This window comes from Pseudaestuariivita rosea (assembly GCF_017592335.1).
Taxonomy (GTDB): Bacteria; Pseudomonadota; Alphaproteobacteria; order Rhodobacterales; family Rhodobacteraceae; genus Parasulfitobacter; species Parasulfitobacter rosea.
Window position 1 is genome coordinate 287286 of sequence record NZ_JACNMP010000001.1, and the last position, 18719, is coordinate 306004.

19 protein-coding genes are annotated in these 18719 nt (G+C 56.0%); 7 read left to right on the forward strand and 12 right to left on the reverse strand.

The genetic code is table 11. The features are described from left to right. Positions 1–3: 3 nt before the first annotated feature. From H7848_RS01385 to fsa, 5 genes are all read right to left on the reverse strand, one after another. Complete coding sequence (locus H7848_RS01385; protein WP_208347393.1) at positions 4–1419, reverse strand: mannose-1-phosphate guanylyltransferase/mannose-6-phosphate isomerase; 1416 nt, start codon at positions 1417–1419, stop codon at positions 4–6. A 101-nt stretch (positions 1420–1520) separates the two neighbouring features. Then, positions 1521–2216, reverse strand: coding sequence for a CDP-alcohol phosphatidyltransferase family protein (locus tag H7848_RS01390; protein WP_208347394.1), 696 nt, complete (start codon positions 2214–2216; stop codon positions 1521–1523). A gap of 35 nt (positions 2217–2251) precedes the next feature. Then, positions 2252–3172, reverse strand: a complete 921-nt coding sequence (locus tag H7848_RS01395; protein ID WP_208347395.1) for a tyrosine recombinase XerC — start codon at positions 3170–3172, stop codon at positions 2252–2254. Continuing rightward, the gene (locus H7848_RS01400; RefSeq protein WP_208347396.1) at positions 3169–3900 is read right to left on the reverse strand and encodes a DUF484 family protein; all 732 of its coding nucleotides are present in this window, start codon (positions 3898–3900) and stop codon (positions 3169–3171) included. Before H7848_RS01400 ends, H7848_RS01395 begins: the two co-directional genes overlap by 4 nt. 24 nt (positions 3901–3924) lie before the next feature. Further along, the gene (gene fsa / locus H7848_RS01405; protein WP_208347397.1) at positions 3925–4578 is read right to left on the reverse strand and encodes a fructose-6-phosphate aldolase; all 654 of its coding nucleotides are present in this window, start codon (positions 4576–4578) and stop codon (positions 3925–3927) included. An 84-nt stretch (positions 4579–4662) separates the two neighbouring features. Between fsa and H7848_RS01410 the strand changes: the two genes are divergently transcribed. Then, the gene (locus tag H7848_RS01410) at positions 4663–6858 is read left to right on the forward strand and encodes a primosomal protein N' (RefSeq protein WP_208347459.1); all 2196 of its coding nucleotides are present in this window, start codon (positions 4663–4665) and stop codon (positions 6856–6858) included. 54 nt (positions 6859–6912) lie between these two features. On the opposite strand, the gene H7848_RS01415 is transcribed toward H7848_RS01410, so the two are convergent. The 5 genes from H7848_RS01415 to H7848_RS01435 all read right to left on the reverse strand — a co-directional run bounded on the left by H7848_RS01415 (position 6913) and on the right by H7848_RS01435 (position 10894). After that, positions 6913–7290, reverse strand: coding sequence for a DUF805 domain-containing protein (locus H7848_RS01415; RefSeq protein WP_208347398.1), 378 nt, complete (start codon positions 7288–7290; stop codon positions 6913–6915). A gap of 152 nt (positions 7291–7442) precedes the next feature. Then, the gene (plsY, locus tag H7848_RS01420) at positions 7443–8078 is read right to left on the reverse strand and encodes a glycerol-3-phosphate 1-O-acyltransferase PlsY (protein WP_208347399.1); all 636 of its coding nucleotides are present in this window, start codon (positions 8076–8078) and stop codon (positions 7443–7445) included. Further along, positions 8075–9364, reverse strand: coding sequence for a dihydroorotase (pyrC, locus tag H7848_RS01425; RefSeq protein WP_208347461.1), 1290 nt, complete (start codon positions 9362–9364; stop codon positions 8075–8077). Before pyrC ends, plsY begins: the two co-directional genes overlap by 4 nt. A gap of 61 nt (positions 9365–9425) precedes the next feature. Further along, complete coding sequence (locus H7848_RS01430; protein WP_208347400.1) at positions 9426–9956, reverse strand: hypothetical protein; 531 nt, start codon at positions 9954–9956, stop codon at positions 9426–9428. Continuing rightward, on the reverse strand, positions 9953–10894 hold the full coding sequence (locus H7848_RS01435; RefSeq protein ID WP_208347401.1) for an ABC transporter ATP-binding protein: 942 nt from the start codon (positions 10892–10894) through the stop codon (positions 9953–9955). The genes H7848_RS01430 and H7848_RS01435 overlap by 4 nt, the downstream gene beginning before the upstream one ends. 97 nt (positions 10895–10991) lie before the next feature. Here H7848_RS01435 and H7848_RS01440 point away from each other — a divergent pair, with 97 nt between their 5' ends. The 4 genes from H7848_RS01440 to H7848_RS01455 all read left to right on the forward strand — a co-directional run bounded on the left by H7848_RS01440 (position 10992) and on the right by H7848_RS01455 (position 15114). Then, complete coding sequence (locus H7848_RS01440; protein ID WP_208347403.1) at positions 10992–11204, forward strand: zinc-finger domain-containing protein; 213 nt, start codon at positions 10992–10994, stop codon at positions 11202–11204. A 67-nt stretch (positions 11205–11271) separates the two neighbouring features. Further along, complete coding sequence (polA, locus tag H7848_RS01445; RefSeq protein ID WP_208347405.1) at positions 11272–14073, forward strand: DNA polymerase I; 2802 nt, start codon at positions 11272–11274, stop codon at positions 14071–14073. 18 nt (positions 14074–14091) lie between these two features. Continuing rightward, positions 14092–14718 (forward strand): glutathione S-transferase family protein, encoded by a 627-nt coding sequence (locus H7848_RS01450; RefSeq protein WP_208347407.1) that lies wholly within the window; start codon positions 14092–14094, stop codon positions 14716–14718. Positions 14719–14721: 3 nt separating this feature from the next. Next, complete coding sequence (locus H7848_RS01455; protein WP_208347409.1) at positions 14722–15114, forward strand: nuclear transport factor 2 family protein; 393 nt, start codon at positions 14722–14724, stop codon at positions 15112–15114. On the opposite strand, the gene H7848_RS01460 is transcribed toward H7848_RS01455, so the two are convergent. Together H7848_RS01460 and H7848_RS01465 are read right to left on the reverse strand one after the other, a co-directional pair. After that, positions 15097–15465 (reverse strand): antibiotic biosynthesis monooxygenase family protein, encoded by a 369-nt coding sequence (locus H7848_RS01460; protein ID WP_208347410.1) that lies wholly within the window; start codon positions 15463–15465, stop codon positions 15097–15099. The two genes, H7848_RS01455 and H7848_RS01460, sit on opposite strands and share 18 nt — an antisense overlap. Beyond that, positions 15462–15785 (reverse strand): NIPSNAP family protein, encoded by a 324-nt coding sequence (locus tag H7848_RS01465; RefSeq protein WP_208347411.1) that lies wholly within the window; start codon positions 15783–15785, stop codon positions 15462–15464. The genes H7848_RS01460 and H7848_RS01465 overlap by 4 nt, the downstream gene beginning before the upstream one ends. Positions 15786–15862: 77 nt before the next feature. On the opposite strand from H7848_RS01465, the gene H7848_RS01470 reads away from it, so the two are divergent. Beyond that, positions 15863–16555, forward strand: a complete 693-nt coding sequence (locus tag H7848_RS01470; protein WP_208347412.1) for an ArsR/SmtB family transcription factor — start codon at positions 15863–15865, stop codon at positions 16553–16555. A gap of 176 nt (positions 16556–16731) precedes the next feature. Next, entirely contained in the window at positions 16732–18666 is a 1935-nt protein-coding gene (locus H7848_RS01475) for a calcineurin-like phosphoesterase C-terminal domain-containing protein (protein ID WP_208347413.1), read from the forward strand. Positions 18667–18719 lie beyond the last annotated feature (53 nt).

Sequence of the window (18719 nt, forward strand, 5' to 3'; positions counted from 1 at the left end):
CGCTTACTTACGCGCATAAGCATCATCATACCGCACGATATCATCTTCGCCCAGATAGCTGCCCGTCTGAACCTCAATCAAGACCATCGGCACTTTGCCCGGGTTTTCCAGCCTGTGCGGCACGCCCAACGGCACATAGATCGACTCATTTTCTGACAACAGTTTCGTGGTTTCGCCCACCGTCGCACGCGCGGTTCCAGCCACCACGATCCAGTGTTCCGACCGGTGCACATGGCTTTGCAGGCTAAGCGATGCACCCGGATGCACATGGATGCGTTTGACCTGAAACCGGTCGCCCAGCACCAGCGTTTCGAACCAGCCCCAGGGTCTGTGATCGATCGGTAGCTGGTCGGCCTGACGGGTCTGTTTTTCCTTCAGGACCGTCACAGCCTGTTTCACATTTTGCGCCTCTGAGATATCGGCCACCATCACTGCATCACGCATCGCTACTGCCACCACATTTTTCAAACCAATTCCAACCAACTCGATATCGTCCGCCTCGGACCGCAACAGCGTGTTTTCGCAATCCAGCACGGTTGCGTTTTCACTTAACGCATTGCCATCGTTATCTTTCTCACTTTCCTGCCAGACCGACCCCCAACTGCCCAGATCAGACCATTGCCCGTCAAAGGGGACGACAGCCATGTTGTCTGCCTTCTCCATAATCGCGTAATCGATCGACAGATCCGGCATGGCCTGCCACGCATTTTGGTCCAGCCGGGTAAAGCCCAGATCCATTTGCGCGTCTTCCAGCGCCTGACGCGCCGCAGCCAGGATATCAGGCGCATAAGCGGCATAGGCGTCGATCAGAACGCGGGACTTGGTCAAAAAAACGCCTGCATTCCAAAGGTAATTGGGGTCTTTCAAGAAAGCCTGGGCCTGCGGTGCATCCGGCTTTTCGGTAAACCGCACCAGTGTTTTGGTGTCTGGATACGTCTGCGTTCCCGCTTCGATCCAGCCATAGCCGGTTTCGGCCCGCGTCGGCACGATCCCAAAGGTCACGATCTGACCATCCAGCGCTGCTGGCACGCCCGCCCTAACCGCCTGACGAAATTGCCTGGCGTCAGAAATCGCGTGATCCGAGGGAACAAGAACCATAAGACCATCAGGGTCGCCTTGCATCACCCTTAATGCCGCCACGGCAGCGGCGGGTGCGGTGTTTCGCCCGAAAGGCTCAATCAGGATATCGGTCGGGCGGGCCTGAACCACATCCAGTTGTTTTGTAACGATAAATCGGAACGGATCAGCCGTGACGACCATGGGCTGTGTGAAGTCAGACGCCCTAAATCTGCGCACGGCCGCCTGAAACAGGCTTTCGTCCCCCAACAGCGATGCAAACTGCTTTGGGTAGCTGCCCCGCGACAGTGGCCAAAGACGGGTCCCCGACCCTCCACACAAAAGAACTGGCGTTATCTGCAAAACCGCCCCATCCGACGTTACACCCGGCCTCTGAACTGATTTACCATCTGTTCACCTTGATGGGGCAAATTAGTTAACAGTTTCTATCTTTTTCCGATGGATCAGGCCTTTGACGCCGGAAATACCTGCTGCACCAACCCGACCAGCACCAGATAGAGACTGCTGATCGAAAGCGCCCAGATGATCCACGGATTGGGGTCAAACTGCACCCAAGCGGCCCAAACCGCACAGATCGTCCAAAGGATCATCATGGTCAGCGACAACGGTCGCCAGCGTAGGGTTCGCACCGGGTGAATGAATTTCCACGGGACAAACATCGCGATGGCCAGGACGGTCACAATTCCCAGAACGATCAAATCGCCCGGTTGCGTTGTGAACAGGACAATCACAACCATGTTCCAGCATCCGGGAAATCCGGCAAATGAATTATCCTTTGTTTTCATGCGGGTATCGGCAAAATACATGGCTGAGGCGAAGGTGATGACAATCAACGCAAACCAACCCGGCCAACCCGTCAGCAACCCCGATTTGAACAGCGCATAGGCCGGAATGAAGACATAGGTCAGATAGTCGATGATCAGATCCAACAGCACGCCGTCAAATTCGGGGGCGTGGGATTTGACGTGGTATCGCCGTGCCAAGGGCCCATCGATGCCATCGACCACCAGGGCCACGACCAGCCACAAGAACATCATGCTCCAGTCCTCTTCCACCGCAGCAATCAGGGCCAGCATCGCGAAAACGGCGCCGGTTGCGGTGAAAAGATGCACTAGAAGGGCTTTGATACGTTGGCTCATCAAAATGTCATGACGTAAAAAAATCGGTAGTTCAATCAGGCTTTTGGGTGCGCTTTTTCGTAAACTTCCATCAGATGGGCGGTGTCAACGGCGGTATAGGCCTGGGTTGTCGACAGACTGGCATGCCCCAGCAATTCCTGTATCGCCCGCAGGTCACCACCCGCCGTCAGTAGGTGCGTTGCAAATGAGTGGCGCATTGCATGCGGCGTCGCGGTTGCGGGCAGGCCAAGCTGCAGTCGTGTTTGCTGCATGACCTTCTGGATCAGACGGGGGGACAAGGCGCCGCCACGAACGCCTTTGAACAGCGCCGTATCAGGCGTGATCGGATGCGGGCAGATGTCGACATAGGCCTGAACCGCATCGCGCGCAGCACCGATCACCGGAACAACACGTTCTTTTCCACCCTTGCCGATAATTCTAAGGCTTTCGGACAAAGGCACATCTCGCCCGGTCAGGCCCAGGGCCTCGGAAATGCGCAAACCGCAGCCATACAGCAACGTCACAACAGCCACATCGCGGGCGGCGACCCAGGGTATCATGGATTGCAGCTCAACCGTTTCAATCAGCGTCTTTGCGGCGTCTTTGGCCAAAGGCCGGGGCAGTTTTTTCTGAAAGCGCGGGGATCGCGTTGCCAGAATGGCGGTGGGGCCAAACCCTTCACGCTCGGCCAGCCATCGGACAAAGCTTTTGACTGCCGACAGCATCCGCGCCAAAGACCGTGCGCTGATACCGCGCCCCCGCTCATGGGCCATCCACGCGCGCATGTCGCTGATTTTAATGGTGGAAAAGGCGCTGATACCCAAGGGGCCGCCTTTGTGACCCGTCATGAATGTCAGGAAAGCGACGACGTCCGTGCGATAAGCTGTGATCGTGTTATCAGACGATGTCGACAGCGATTTTTGATGTTTCAGCCAGTTTTCAAGTGCATCGCGTGCGGCAGGCGAAATCTGGGTCACGACAACCAGCGGCGCATCGATCTTTCAAAAACCCCGCCGAAAAAGGTCAACAGATCAGTGCCTTGGCTTTGTTGAAACTGATCTTTATCCTTCGATCCCATGACCAACATGCCAGGCAGACGTCCGTTGCCCAGATCAAGTTTGATGCAGGCCTCTGACTGAATTTCCTCGGCCCCTTCGCCATAGAGCGCCTCGTCAATGTATTCGACGCTGCGCAGAGTAACAGGGCGTTCAGTGACGCCGTTGCCGAAGGTGATGTAATTGTCGACATACCCGGGTTCGGCAACGATCAGAACGTCATCCAGCTGATCAACATTCAAATCAGGATCAGATTGCACCGTTTCCAGCACCAGACGAATGGCATCGACTCGTAGGGTTTGGGCAACGTCACCGTTCAGGTTGCAAAGAAAATCTTCGAATTCCAGCGGATCCAGCATCGACAAAATGGCGCGATGCACCTGATTTGTGCCCGACAGATTTTCGTAGGCGGCGGCGATGACGGATTTATGAGTGCCTTCCAAGCGGTCCAACCGCGATTCAAGCCGTTGCATGGCAATGCCACGCAGATCAATGATATTGTCACCCATCGACTGAGTGTTGCCATCGACCAACGCCCGCATAACATCCTGATCTTCAAGGATAAGATCAGGTTCTTCGATTATTTTTGCGCGCACATCCTCAGCGATCTGTGCAGGCTGCTCTAGCTGTTCCTCACGCTGATTTTCCACGATCCCACCACTATCGTTATATCGTTACAATATTTTCTGGCCTGTTTTTGCCCAATCAGCCAGAAACATTTCAAGTCCTTTATCAGTCAACGGGTGTTCGGCCAACTTTTTTATCACAGCTGGTGGTGCCGTTATCACATCTGCGCCGATCCGCGCACTGTCCAGCACATGATTCACCGACCGGATAGAAGCTGCCAAAATCTCCGTCTCGAACCCATAGTTGTCATAGATCTGACGAATATCTGCAATCAGATCCATACCATCTAGGTTAATGTCATCCAGCCGGCCAATGAAGGGGGAAATGAACGTAGCACCCGCTTTTGCGGCCAACAGTGCCTGATTTGCCGAAAAGCAAAGCGTTACATTTACCATTTTTCCTTCGCCTGTCAGTACCTTACAGGCTTTCAGGCCATTCCAGGTCAATGGCAGCTTAACGGCAATATTTGGCGCAACTTCAGCCAGATGGCGACCTTCAGCAATCATTTTGTCCGCTTCGGTTGCAACAACTTCGGCACTGACGGGGCCATCGACCAGGTCGCAGATCTCTTTTGTGACCTCAAGAATGTCGCGACCCGACTTCAGGATCAGTGACGGGTTCGTCGTGACCCCATCCACCATACCCAGATCGTTCAGTTCTGCGATTTGATCGATTTCAGCGGTGTCGACGAAGAATTTCATGTTGGTGATCCTGTTAGGGTTGGCCTTTTGCACTTCAGCGTTTACCCCAAGGAACGGCTGGCTGAAACCCCTGATGGACGTGGCGTGGAAACTTCTGATTTCTTTGACGAAGGTGATCTGGTCGCGGTGCTGACAACGCAACCGCTGGACCGGCTGCTGGACTATAAGGCGCCCGAGGGCGGCTGTGCTCTGGGGGCTTTTGTTGAGGTGCCGTTGGGGCCGCGCAAGGTCATCGGTGTTGTCTGGGGCAAAGGGCGCGGTGATTATGACTATGCCAAAATCCGCAGTGTTATCCGTGTCTTGGACGCGGCCCCGATGCGCGAGGAAATGCGCCTGTTTCTGACCCGTGCGGCCGATTATACGCTGACCCCTATGCCGGCGATGCTGCGGTTGGCCACCCGCGCGCCGGGCCTGGGGGATCCGCCATCGATGCGCAAGATTTATCGCTTGGGGTCCAGCATGCCGGATCGCCTGACCGATGCACGGGCGCGCGTGCTGCAGGTTTTGCGCGATTATGGTGGTTTGTCATTTACACTGAAGGAACTGGCCGAACAGGCCGGTGTCACCACGTCTGTTGTCAAAGGGCTTGTGAAACTGAGCGCCGTCGCCGAAGAAGACAGCCCGCGCGACCTGCCCTATCCCCATCTTGATTCCGATCATGCCAGCAAGGATCTGACAACCGATCAGGCCACCTGCGCCGATGCTTTGCGCGCCAGTATTCGCACAGACGACTATGGCACGACGCTGCTGAAAGGTGTCACAGGCTCTGGCAAGACCGAGGTCTACCTTGAGGCCGTCGCCGAATGTCTGCGCCAGCGGCGGCAGGCCCTGGTATTGTTGCCGGAAATCGCGCTGACGTCTGAGTTTCTGACGCGTGTCCAAGACCGCTTTGGCGCGCAGCCCGCTGAATGGCATTCCGGCGTCACCATGACCGAACGCCGTCGCGCCTGGAAGATGGTGGGTCAGGGGGCAGCACAATTGGTGGTGGGCGCGCGATCGGCGCTGTTTTTACCCTATCAGAACCTGGGTCTGGTCGTCGTAGATGAGGAACACGATACATCCTACAAACAAGAGGACGGCGTGCTTTACAACGCCCGCGATATGGCTGTTTTGCGCGCCTCAATCCTTGGGGCGCAAGTTATTCTGGCCTCGGCCACGCCATCGCTGGAAACCTGGGCCAATGCCGAGGCCGGCAAGTACAACAGGCTTGAACTGACGTCGCGGTTTGGCTCATCGATGCTGCCGGATATGCGGGCGATTGATATGCGGGATGAAACCCTGCCATCGGATCGCTGGATTTCTGATACACTGCAAAAGGCCGTGCAAACTCGGTTGGATCAGGGCGAACAAGCGCTTTTGTTCATCAACCGTCGGGGCTATGCGCCCATTACGCTATGCCGCGCCTGCGGGCATCAGATTGGCTGCGACCACTGTGATGCGCGGATGGTCGAACACCGTTTTCAAAAACGCCTGATGTGCCATCAGTGTGGGGAAACCAAGCCTATCCCAAAGATCTGCCCGAATTGTGGGGCCGAGGACCGGCTGGCCGCCGTCGGGCCGGGCGTCGAACGCTTGACGGAAGAGGCTACGAAGCTGTTTCCTGATGCGCGGATCGCCACGCTGTCGTCGGATCTTTACGGATCGGCCCGCGCGCTGAAGGCACAGATCGAGGAAATTGCGAATGGCGGCGCCGATCTGATCATCGGCACGCAGTTGGTGGCCAAGGGGCATAATTTCAAAAATCTGACGCTGGTCGGCGTGATCGATGCTGATCTGGGTCTGCAGGGGTCCGACCTGCGCGCGGCGGAACGCACATTTCAACTGATGCGGCAGGTGTCTGGCCGGGCCGGCCGCGCTGACAAACCAGGGCAGGCGCTATTGCAGACCTATCAACCCGACCACCCGGTGATCCGCGCGATCCTGTCGGGGGATGAGGAGGACTTCTGGCGCGCCGAGGCGTCCGAACGTCGCCATGCGGCCGTGCCACCCTATGGTCGGATGGCGGGCATTGTTCTTAGCAGCCCCGATATTCAGGAAGTCTTTGATTTCGGGAATGAAATGGCGCGCAACGATGGACCACTTCGGCAGGTGAACGCCCAGCTTTTCGGCCCTGCACCGGCCCCCATTGCACGGGTTCGTGGACGTCATCGCGTCAGGTTATTGGTCAAAGCGGATAAATCAGTACCATTGCAAGCAGCGCTTTCGCGTTGGGTCGCACAATTCAAGCAGCCAAACAACCTGCGCCTGACAATCGATATCGACCCGCAAAGCTTCTACTGAAACAAAAAACGCCGCCCAGATCGGACGGCGTTTCATTCTTACATCTTTTTGATCCTAGGTGAAGGCGTCAACGTCAGCTGTGTCGCCCTTAGGGTCAGGACCAAAGCGGTTGTCGCCTTTGGTGCCATCCATGACCCAGAAAACCAGCAGAACGATCGGACCAACAATTGGCACGAGGACAATCAGGTACCACCACCCTGAACGATCTGTGTCGTGCAGACGACGCACACCAGCCGCAATTGAAGGCAGCAACAGCCCCAAAGCAGTGATAGGATAAAGGATCATGATGCCCAAGACACCATCAATAATCGTAGCAACAAGCGTCACCAGAAATGCGAAAAGATAAAACCACCAGTACTCAGATCGACGTGCACGACCCGAAAATGTGACGTATTTATTCAAACACGTCTTTACCGCTTCCATAAAACCCATTGGCTGTCTCTCTCTTTGTTTAGTTTTATTCTGGTTGCCACAATTCCCGAATCGCTTCCAAAATCAAGCATCGGGCCAAGGTTTTTTGTTCAAAAACGCTTGGCGTTGCTGAAAATCAATTGTCTTGGCCATTTTTCGCTTTTTAAGCAGTTTTATTCAACTTTAGCGCTATCAGTTGCTTTGGATTTCCCGATTTTGGGTTCATTTCCCGCGATCAGGCGCTGAATGTTTGCGCCATGCCGCAGATAAATCAATGCGACAAGTCCCAGACACAATAGAGCTGCATCTGGCCGCCCGATCAAAAGGACGGCAACGGGTGAAATGGCAGCGCTCACCAAAGCTGCCAACGATGAGTAGCGAAAGATAAACGCAACCGACAGCCAGATCGCCCCACAGATCAAACCCAGTGGCCAATAAAGCGCAAACATAAGGCCGAAAAAGGTCGCGACCCCCTTGCCACCACGAAACCCAAGCCAGACCGGATAGCAATGACCCAAAAAGGCCGCGAAACCCGCCAGCTGTGCGGCATCTTCACCCGCAAAAACCCGCGCCAGGATCAGGGCGGCAGCGCCTTTGCCGCCATCTAGAACCAGGGTCAGAAACGCGGCCGCCTTGTTGCCCGTCCGCAAAACATTCGTCGCGCCGATATTGCCCGACCCGATATCGCGCAGATTGCCCAGCCCCATCAGTTTGGCCAGAACCATTCCGAACGGAATGCTGCCCAACAGATATCCAACCGCTGTCCAAAGCAACAGCATCGCGGGTGCGGTTTCAATGGCCGGTATCATGCGCCGAAAACCTGTTTGCCGCCCACGAATGTTGCGATGACCTTGCCTTGCATCCGTTGTCCATCAAAGGGTGTGTTTTTGGACTTTGATTGCAGTTTGAACCGGTCCAGAACAAAGGGCGCGTCTGGATCGAAAAGTACCAGATCGGCAGGCGCACCGGGGTTTAGACGACCTGCTGGCAGCCCCAGTCGTTTGGCCGGGTTCAACGACAGTGCGCGCCATAAAATGGGCAACTTAATCATACCCGAATGATAAAGTCGCATCGCCGCAGGCAGCAGCGTCTCAAGTGCGACGGCGCCGCTGGCGGCTTCCTCAAACGGCAGGCGCTTGCTTTCTTCGTCCTGCGGGGTGTGCATGCTGCTGATGATATCGATTGTGCCATCCGCGATGGCCTCAACCATGGCCACACGGTCGTCTTCATCGCGCAAGGGCGGTTTGATTTTGAAGAAGGTGCGATAATCACCAACATCCAGCGCGTTCAGCGTCAGGTGGTGGATGTTGATACCGGCTGTGACATCCAGACCATCTCTTTTCGCTTGTTTAAGCGCAGGCAACGCCGATTGCGTCGTGATGCCATCGGCGTGGTATTTGGCACCCGTCATCTCGACCAGGGCCAGATCGCGCTGTAGACCCATGCGTTCAGCCATTGGCGACACACCCGGCAGACCGCGCAGTGACGCGAACTTGCCCGAGGTCACAGCCGCTGCCTGCGATAACCCTGGATCCTGGGGATGCGCCATGACCAAAGCACCCAGGCTACGCGCATATGTCAGCGCGCGCGCAAACACTTTTGTGGACTGAACAACCCTATCGCAATCGGTGAACGCCACCGCACCTGCATCCTGCAGAAAGCCGATTTCGACCATCTCGCGCCCCTCACGGCCCTTGGTCAGGGCAGCCATGTGGCGAATGTTGACGGGGCTGTCTTCCTGTGCGCGGCGGGTGACGAACTCAAGTGTTTCGGGTGTATCTATGGCGGGAAGGGTATCTGGCCGCGTCACCATCGTCGTAACCCCACCCGCAGCAGCGGCTTGCCCCGCGGACCGGAAACTTTCCTTGTGACGTTCGCCCGGTTCGCACACCTTGACGCCGATGTCGACGATACCCGGGGCCAGGCATTTGCCCGCACAATCGAAAGAGTTAACGGCAGTTATATTTTCTTCTTTTAAATCAGTATCTTGCCCAAATACTTTGCTGATCAGCCCATCCAAAACAAGCAGTGATCCGATCTGGTCGGTTCCAGCCTGAGGATCAATCAGGCGCGCGTTCGTGAAAAGCGTTGTCATATCTGTCATTTATCACGCGTTGCGTCAGATCATAGACCCTTTGTGTATTTGGCAGGTCTGATCACGCAATCCAGATCATCAGGCCGACCAAGGCAAACAGGACCAGCAAAGCGACCATCGCAACGCGACCCATGATAGCGGCTTCTGAGGGTTGCTTTTGCGGGGTTTCCGCCAGCTGAAGCTCTGCTGACCCGCTTGGCAAAGCATCGAAATGAACCGGCGGGCGATCTTCCTGCAAAGTGGCAACATAGCGGACGGGCTGCTGAACGGCCAGCGTGGTTTCGGTATCAAACGCGTTGGGCCGCAGCAGCAGAACATGGTCTTTCAAGGCATCCAGTTGTGGGGCAAGTTGTGCAAGCTCGTCAGTCGAAATTCCCCAGCCTTCGGTCAGATATCCGCTTAGTCCGATGCCGTCCAACTGCCGGATCGGGAACAGCTCGTAGCTTTCTTCAGGCAGATGCGACAGGCCCAATGCGGTCAACAGCCATTGTGGCGCGTCGTCATCTGCAGGATTGAACGGTTCGGGCGGGTTGACGCTGAAAATCCGAACCACGCCCTTTTCCTTGGCCGGGATGGTTATCTGGGTCGTCATACCAGGGTTTCCGATGATGTCAGTGACAGAAACACATCTTCAAGATCGGCCTCGACGGTTTTAACGTCTTTAATACGGATGCCCGCGTCACGCACGGCTTCCAGCACAGTTTCAGCGCTGATTGTGACACGGTTATAATTGAACGCCAGCAAGCCATCATCGCGGGGGCAGAATTCGATCCCATCAGGCATGTGCAGATCGCCCTGTAAGGCATTTTCGGGTTCAATCAGCATGGTTTTCGCATCCAGACGGCCCAACAGCGCGCGGGTGCTGTCACGGGCCACGACTTCACCGTGGTTGATGATGGCAATCTCGTCGCACATCTGTTCGGCCTCTTCCAGATAATGCGTCGTCAGGATGATCGTCATGCCCTGTTCGTTCAGCTTGCGCACATTGGTCCAAAGCATGTTGCGCAGTTCAATATCGACGCCAGCAGTGGGTTCATCCAGCACAAGGATATGGGGGTGATGAACCAGCGCCTTGCCCAGCAACAGCCGTCGCCGCATGCCGCCCGACAGGGTGCGCGCATAGGCGTTGGCTTTGTCGGTCAGGCCAATCATTTCAAGGATTTCATCGCTGCGACGTTGGGATTTGGGCACACCGTAAAGCCCCGCCTGCACCTCAAGCGCGCCGCGGGGGCTGAAAAACGGATCAAGGTTCAGTTCCTGCGGCATGACCCCAATGGATGCACGCGATTGGCGGGGGTTCACATCCTGATCAAAGCCCCAGATCCGAACCTGGCCCGTGGTTTTCAGCACGAGGCCCGCCAGGATATTGATCAGCGTGGATTTTCCGGCACCATTGGGACCCAGAAGGCCGAAGATCGATCCCTTTGGAATCGTCAGTTCAATACCCTTCAGCGCATCCTTGGGCGGTTCACCCCCACTGCCGGCATAGGTTTTCTTTAGGCCAGTGATTTCAATCGCATATTCTGGCATTTCGATCCCTCTCTGGCCTTGTCCGGCTGCGCGTCATGCACTATTGCTGCTTCGACTTAGGCCATGTACAGCCCGCCGACAACCAAAGGAGCCATATATGCCCGTTCCCGTGCCTGAATATGAAATAGTGACCACATGGCGCGTGCATTGCGACGGGGGCGAAGGCGCGTTGGGGCATCCGCGTGTCTATTATTCGGTTGATCGTGACACGGGGTATGTCGAATGCGGCTATTGCGACAAGCTGTTTGTCCATGAAAGCCGCGCGGCCGAGGTTTTGGCGAAATTCGGGATTGAGACCGAAGATAGCTAACCAGTATCTGGACCCCGCCCCGCCAACGCGGTAGCTGTCGGAAGGCAGCAGAACAAGGGGGCGCGGCATGGGGACGTTTGGCAAGGGATGTCATCTGCATCTGATCGACGGATCGGCCTTTATCTTCAGGGCCTATCATGCGCTGCCGCCCCTGACACGGAAGTCTGACGGTCTACCCATCGGCGCGGTCAGCGGCTTTTGCAACATGCTGCAGCGCTATGTTGAAGGCAACACCGGCCCTGATGCGCCGACCCATGTGGCGGTGATTTTCGACAAGGGCAGTCATACTTTCCGCAATGAAATTTACGATCAATATAAAGCCAATCGCGAAGCCATGCCCGAGGATTTGCGCCCCCAGATCCCGTTGACCCGTACCGCAACCGAGGCGTTCAACATCGCCTGCAAAGAGCTTGAGGGGTATGAGGCCGACGACATCATCGCCACGCTGGCCGTTCAGGCCCGTGATGCGGGCGGGCGGTGCACGATCATCAGCTCAGATAAGGACCTGATGCAGCTTGTGGGCGGCGGGGTCGAGATGCTGGATGCGATGAAAAACAAACGCATCGATGTCGAAGGGGTCGAGGAGAAGTTTGGCGTCGGGCCGAACCGTGTGGTCGATGTGCAGGCGCTGGCGGGCGACTCGGTCGACAATATCCCCGGCGCGCCGGGGATCGGTGTTAAAACGGCGGCGCTGCTGATCAATGAATACGGCGATCTGGACACGCTGTTGGAACGGGCGGGCGAGATCAAGCAACCCAAGCGCCGCCAAACGTTGATTGATTTTGCCGATCAGATACGGGTGTCGAAAAAGCTGGTTCAGCTGGACGAAAACACACCGCTGGATTTCACGATTGACGATCTTGAGGTGCGTGAACCCGACGCGGATAAGCTGCTTGGGTTTCTGGTGGAAATGGAGTTCCGGACACTCAGCAAGCGCATCGCCACCGCGCTGGACGTTGAGCCGCCTGTGATTGCCGATGTCGATCCCGCAGGTGCCAACCCGGTGGATGCGCCCGAAGCATTGCCGTTCAAGCCAGATGATTACGAATGGGTGCGCGATGCCGCTGGCCTGCAGGTGTGGATCGACCGGATTTATGAACGCGGCTATGTGGCAGTGGATACCGAAACGACCAGCCTGAACGAAATGCTGGCCGATCTGGTGGGCATCTCGCTGTGTGTTGAACCTGGACAGGCCTGCTATGTCCCGTTGACGCATAAGGATGGCGCGTCGGATGATCTGTTTGGATCCGACGCTTTGGCCGAAGGGCAGATGGATCTAGACGAAGCGCTGAAGATGCTGAAGCCCATGCTGGAGGACGACAGCATTCTGAAAATCGGCCAGAACATGAAGTATGACCAGAAGATTTTTGCGCGCAATGGCGTGGTGGTCGCGCCGATCGATGACACACTTTTGATGAGCTACGCGCTGAACGCAGGGCTGCATAATCACGGCATGGACACGCTAAGCGAACGATATCTAAGTCATGTGCCGATCCCGATCAAAAGCCTGATTGGCACGGGTAAATCTGCGATCACCTTTGACCGGGTCAAAATCAATGATGCCTTTAAATACGCGGCCGAAGACGCCGATATCACCCTGCGCCTTTGGAAAACCTTTAAACCGCAGTTGCATCAAAAACAGGTCACGACGATTTACGAAACACTCGAACGTCCGTTGGTGCCTGTGTTGGCGCAGATGGAGATGACGGGCGTCAAGGTTGACCGCGATACGCTTAGCCGGATGTCCAATGCCTTTGCCCAGAAAATGGCGGGGCTTGAGGCGGAAATTCATGAACTGGCCGGGCAAACGTTTAATGTCGGATCGCCCAAGCAGTTGGGCGAAATCCTGTTTGATAAAATGGGGATTGAAGGCGGCAAGAAGGGTAAGACCGGGGCCTATGCCACGGGTGCCGATGTGTTAGAGGACTTGGCAACCGAACATGAGCTGCCCGCGCGCGTGCTGGACTGGCGGCAACTGTCGAAGCTGAAATCGACCTATACCGATGCGCTGCAGGATCACATCAACCCGGATACGGGCCGCGTGCACACCAGCTATTCGATTGCGGGGGCGAACACGGGGCGGCTGGCCTCGACCGATCCGAATTTGCAGAACATCCCGATCCGCACCGAAGAAGGTCGCAGGATACGTGAAGCGTTCGTGGCCGAACCCGGTAATGTGTTGGTCGCGCTGGATTATTCCCAGATCGAATTGCGCATCCTGGCCCACATCGCCGATATTCCCGCGTTGAAACAGGCATTTGACGAAGGTCAGGATATTCATGCGATGACCGCCAGTCAGATGTTCAATGTGCCCATCGAAGGGATGGACCCGATGATCCGCCGTCAGGCCAAGGCGATCAATTTCGGGGTGATCTACGGGATTTCGGGCTTTGGTCTGGCGCGCAACCTGCGCATCCCGCGCGCCGAGGCGCAGGCGTTTATCGATACCTATTTCGAACGTTTCCCCGGCATTCGCGCCTATATGGATCAGACGACTGATTTTGCGAAGAAAAACGGCTATGTGCAGACGCTGTTCGGGCGCAAGATCAACACGCCCGAGATCAACGCCAAGGGCCCGACAGCCGGGTTCGCTCGCCGCGCTGCGATCAACGCGCCTATTCAGGGCACCGCGGCCGATGTTATCCGCCGTGCGATGATCCGTATGCCAGACGCGATTGAAGCATTGCCCGCTAAAATGCTGCTGCAGGTTCACGATGAGCTACTGTTTGAGGTCGCCGAGGATGCCGTGGATGATCTGATCGGGGTCGCCAAGGGTGTGATGGAAAACGCCTCGGACCCCGCGATTAAATTGGACGTGCCTATGACGGTCGATGCAGGACGCGGGGCCAACTGGGCCGAGGCACACTAAGCCACATAGGGGACGCTGATGTCAAAAATGACCTTGTACTATCGGCCCGGCGCCTGCGCGCTGGCACCGCATATCCTGTTGAACGCAATTGGTGCTGAGTATGACGCTGTTCTGGCCCCACGCGATGCATCCTACCGCGCGATCAATCCTAATGGTGCTGTACCTGCGCTGAAATTGTCCGATGGCTATGTGCTGACCCAATGCAACGCGATTTTGCAGTACATCTGCGAAGATGCAGGGCGCGAAGATCTTCTGGGTGGGGATGACACGCGCCTTAAGGCCGAAACTGCCAAGTGGTGCGCCTTTTTCACGGGCGATTTTCACCCCGCTTTCTTTCCCATTTTCGTACCCCACCGTTATACCGCAGATGACAGTGATGCCGCCCGCGACAAGGTAAAGCAGGCGGGCATGAAACTGGTCCGCAACGGGCTGGACCAGATCGAAGCGCATCTTGGGGGTCGCGAACAGTTTGTTGGCGCTTCCACCACGGTCGCTGACTTCTATGCCGTTCCCATGCTGCGGTGGGTCACGCTGATGATCGAGGGCGGTTTGGGCGAATGGCCTGCGACAAATGCATTCTACGATCGTATCTGCGCAACCGAGGTTGTTCAGAAAACCATGGTGACACATGGGATTAAGGCATAGCCGATGGAAGCGATGCTGCCCAAGATCGACCCAAGCCTACTGACCGATCGCGTTGAACAAATGGAAGCCGCCGTCGGTCAGGGCAACTGGGATGCGGCCGATGAATTCTTCACGCCAGATGTCCTATATCGTGTCGGCCACAGACCACCGTTTTTCGGACTTTCGGGCATAAAGGACTACATGACCTGGCAGAATGCGCTGGTGCGTTGGGACGGCCATGATCTGCGTATGAAATTTAGCCGGGGGCAGACGGCGGTTTTCGAAGTGGACTCTCATTTCACGCGGCTGAAAGATGGCGCAAAGATCGTCATCCCATGCACGGATATATATAATTTTGAAGGTGATCGTATCGCCGATTGGCGCGTCTATTCGGACACGTCACTCTTCACGGTTTGATATCTTAGTGTCATGTACAGTTTTACTGTCCTTCGGTGCCTCGGCCCGATTAAACATCCCGTAATCGCGGATCACATGGGCGATGCGCAATCTGTAGTCGTCGAAAATCCCGCCACGTCCTTTGGATTGCGCTGAACGGTGCGCGGCCAGGGTGCGCCAGCGTTCAACGGCGGCCTCATCCTCAAAGAATGACAGTGACAGGATTTTCTTGGGATCGGTCAGGCTTTGAAACCGCTCGACCGATATGAACCCCGGAACCTGATCCACCATCGGGCGCATCGCAGCAGCGATGTCCAGGTATTCATCCTTGCGGCCATCCGCTGGTTCGACCTCAAAAATCACGGCGATCATTCTTTTCCCCCATGTGGTGCAGAGGCCAGCGTCAGCCATGTACGGTCCTCTCGCAACAAAAACTTTTCTTTCTGCGCAAATTCATAGTTTTCGCGCCCCAAGGGGTCAGCAGCCAGACGTGCGCGATAGGTTTCGTAATCGGCCAGACTGGGAATGTTATAGATGCCATAGGCCAGGGTGCTGGACCCTTCGTGCGGCGCGAAATACCCGATCAGATCGGCACCACAGCGGGGAATGGCCTGCCCCCAGTTTTGGGCGTACCGGATGAAGTGTTCCTTTTTGGTCGGGTCGATGTGATAGCGGATGATGCAAGTCAGCATGGTTTGGGTCCTTTGAAGTAATCACAAGGCTACTTTAAAGAATTGCGTATCCCAAATGCTTCGGTTATCATCGAACTATGAAAGAAGGCCCCGATATTGCCAGTATTGCCGCCCTGATCGGCGATCCGGCGCGTGCGAATATGCTGACGGCGTTGATGAGCGGTAAGGCATTGACCGCAAGTGAGCTGGCCAATGAGGCCGGGATAACACTGCAAACCACCAGCTCTCATCTAGCGAAACTGGACGATGGCGGTTTGATACGCCAGCGTAAACAAGGTCGGCATAAGTATTTTTCGCTGACCAGCGATGATGTGGCCCATGTGTTGGAAAGCCTGATGGGCCTTGCCGCCGGTGCGGGGCATCTAAGGACGCGGACAGGTCCAAAAGACACGGCCATGCGTAAGGCGCGGGTTTGTTATAACCATCTGGCCGGTGACATGGGCATTCAGCTTTTCGATGGGCTGATTGCACGTCAGCATCTGGTCACGGATGGGAAAGAGCCTGTTTTGACCGAAACCGGCCAGCAGTTTGTTGTCGACTTTGGAATTGATCTGGACGCGCTGAAGGCCAAAAAATCCCCCCTGTGCAAAGAATGTCTGGATTGGAGCGAACGCAGGTCGCATCTGGCAGGCAGCCTTGGCCGCGCCTTCATGCACCGGTTTGAAGATCTGGGCTGGTCCACGCGCGACAGCGCCAGCCGTGTCGTCCGGTTTTCGCCAGCGGGTGAACAGGACTTCAACCGGCTTTTCGGACCAGTGCATCATGCCTAATCAGCTTGGCAGATTATTGCCGTATCACCTTTAAATAACTTGGCTGCCATATGCGTGTCATCCGACTCGGGCAGATGTGGTAGCACTCAAAACTTAAAGCAACATTATCGACAATTTCGGAGACGCCAATGACAACGACGTTCACAGGTCGAGTATGCTTAATCGCGGCCATCTCAATGGGTTTCACAACAGCCGGTTCAGCCAGAACCGATTACGTTGCTGACATCGATGTGATCCGCGGCAGTAACGATGGTACAGCCGAGGCCGTGACTGGCCATGTTTTCCACGATCTTAGCCGCGACGGCACGCGTCAGGATGATGAACCCGGTGTGGCGGGCGTGATCGTGTCGAACGGTCGTGATGTAACGACAACCGCCGCAGATGGCAGTTATTCCCTGCCGGTTTATAACAATATGACCGTCATGGTGCATGAACCATCGGCCTGGGACGTGCCCGTTGACGAAAACGGCGTGCCACAGTTTTTCTATCATCACCTGCCCGAAGGTACGCCCGAGACATTGCGCTATGGCGGTTTGCAGGCCACCGGGGCTTTGCCGCAAGAAATCAACTTTCCGATGATCCGCACTGGCACGGATGACCAGTTTTCCTGCGTTATGATGGGCGACGCGCAACCCTATTCGAACACCGAGGTCAGCTATGTTCGTGACGGCGTTCTGGACAGCCTGTTGGATCGGGATCTGTCGGAAGCTGAATGTGTGATCATGCTGGGCGATGTGATGGGCGATGACCTTAGTCTTTTGCCCCGGTTTATGAACATCTGGTCGGTGCTTGATCTGCCGCAATACTACATCCACGGCAATCACGATTTTGATTTCGATGCGACGACCGATGAACATTCTGCCGACAGCTGGCGCCAGATTTACGGGCCAGCCTACTATAGTTTCGATATTGGCAATGTAACCTTCATAGCGCTGGATAATGTGATTTATCCTTGCGGACCCGAAGATGACGGCCCCGGTGGGCGCGATGCCTGCACCGATCCGGAACGGGTTGTGTATAATGGTCGTGTGAATGATCGCCAGATGCAGTGGCTTGAGGCGACCTTGGCCGAAATCCCCGAAGATCGCCTGATCGTCATGATGCACCACATTCCGTTCGTCAGTTTCATCGATTCGAATACCGGGCGGCATCAGACGGACAATCTGGCTGAGATTCACGCGCTTTTGGCCGGTCGGCCTGCGGTATCCTTTTCCGGTCATACGCATACATTTGAATATCTGGCTGCAGGGGAATGGTTTCAGGGCTGGGAAGAACAGGTCGGTGTAAAGCGGCTGCCCTTTGATCACGTTGTAGGCGGCGCGCCGTCCGGTAACTGGTTCTGGGGCGATCTGGGGTTTGATGGAACACCGATGTCATTCGCGCGTGGTGGAACACCCCCCGGGTATATGATTGTCGACTTTGATGGCTCGGATTTCACCGTGCATTTCCACGCGGCCAATCAGGACCCGGATCGCCAAATGGCGCTTAGCTTCAATACACCGCAATTCCGCAGCTGGTTTGATGAGCTTTTTGAATGGACATCCAACCGCGAAGATCCTGCGGCCGAACTTCCGCCTGTCACCGTCAACGATCTGGTCGACCAAAAGCTGTTCACGCCCGAGGAATTAGGTGAAACCGTCTGGCTGACCGCGAACATCTGGCGCGGGGACCGGAACACGCAGGTCTATGCGACGATCAATGGGGGTGAGCGTCTGCCGATGACCCGCACTCAACCCGGCAACGGCGAAGATGTTCTGTCAGGGGCCGAATGGGCCGATCCGTTTTCGGTTCCGCGGCAGATGACCATCGGACGCTATGCCTGGCAATCGCAGACGGACAATCAGCGCGCGCAAGGGTTTGAGGTCTGGCAAGGATCCAGCTTTGGCCCGGCCAGTCCCCAGTCGGCTGATCCGTGGATGATTGCCGACAGCTCAACCCACCTGTGGCGCCTGCAGATGCCCGCCAATCTGCCCGTTGGGGCCCATGTAATCGAGGTGACGGCAGTACTGGACGACGGCCGAGAATTCTCCGACCGCATCCTGTTCGAAGTCCGCGACGAGCGTCCGTTCCCATACTGGGACAACACGCTTTGGGAAGAGGCGAGCAACTGATTTCTGAAACGAAGTTAAGGGCGCTCATCGTCGAGCGCCCTTTCAAAACAAAA

What these genes read in the sequence shown, in the direction of transcription:
- H7848_RS01390 (WP_208347394.1), bottom strand. Translation starts at nt 2,216, where the DNA reads ATGAGCCAACGTATCAAAGCCCTTCTAGTGCATCTTTTCACCGCAACC.
- fsa (WP_208347397.1), bottom strand. Translation starts at nt 4,578, where the DNA reads ATGAAATTCTTCGTCGACACCGCTGAAATCGATCAAATCGCAGAACTG.
- H7848_RS01415 (WP_208347398.1), bottom strand. Translation starts at nt 7,290, where the DNA reads ATGGGTTTTATGGAAGCGGTAAAGACGTGTTTGAATAAATACGTCACA.
- plsY (WP_208347399.1), bottom strand. Translation starts at nt 8,078, where the DNA reads ATGATACCGGCCATTGAAACCGCACCCGCGATGCTGTTGCTTTGGACA.
- pyrC (WP_208347461.1), bottom strand. Translation starts at nt 9,364, where the DNA reads ATGACAACGCTTTTCACGAACGCGCGCCTGATTGATCCTCAGGCTGGA.
- H7848_RS01430 (WP_208347400.1), bottom strand. Translation starts at nt 9,956, where the DNA reads ATGACGACCCAGATAACCATCCCGGCCAAGGAAAAGGGCGTGGTTCGG.
- H7848_RS01435 (WP_208347401.1), bottom strand. Translation starts at nt 10,894, where the DNA reads ATGCCAGAATATGCGATTGAAATCACTGGCCTAAAGAAAACCTATGCC.
- H7848_RS01440 (WP_208347403.1), top strand. Translation starts at nt 10,992, where the DNA reads ATGCCCGTTCCCGTGCCTGAATATGAAATAGTGACCACATGGCGCGTG.
- polA (WP_208347405.1), top strand. Translation starts at nt 11,272, where the DNA reads ATGGGGACGTTTGGCAAGGGATGTCATCTGCATCTGATCGACGGATCG.
- H7848_RS01450 (WP_208347407.1), top strand. Translation starts at nt 14,092, where the DNA reads ATGTCAAAAATGACCTTGTACTATCGGCCCGGCGCCTGCGCGCTGGCA.
- H7848_RS01455 (WP_208347409.1), top strand. Translation starts at nt 14,722, where the DNA reads ATGGAAGCGATGCTGCCCAAGATCGACCCAAGCCTACTGACCGATCGC.
- H7848_RS01460 (WP_208347410.1), bottom strand. Translation starts at nt 15,465, where the DNA reads ATGATCGCCGTGATTTTTGAGGTCGAACCAGCGGATGGCCGCAAGGAT.
- H7848_RS01465 (WP_208347411.1), bottom strand. Translation starts at nt 15,785, where the DNA reads ATGCTGACTTGCATCATCCGCTATCACATCGACCCGACCAAAAAGGAA.
- H7848_RS01470 (WP_208347412.1), top strand. Translation starts at nt 15,863, where the DNA reads ATGAAAGAAGGCCCCGATATTGCCAGTATTGCCGCCCTGATCGGCGAT.
- H7848_RS01475 (WP_208347413.1), top strand. Translation starts at nt 16,732, where the DNA reads ATGGGTTTCACAACAGCCGGTTCAGCCAGAACCGATTACGTTGCTGAC.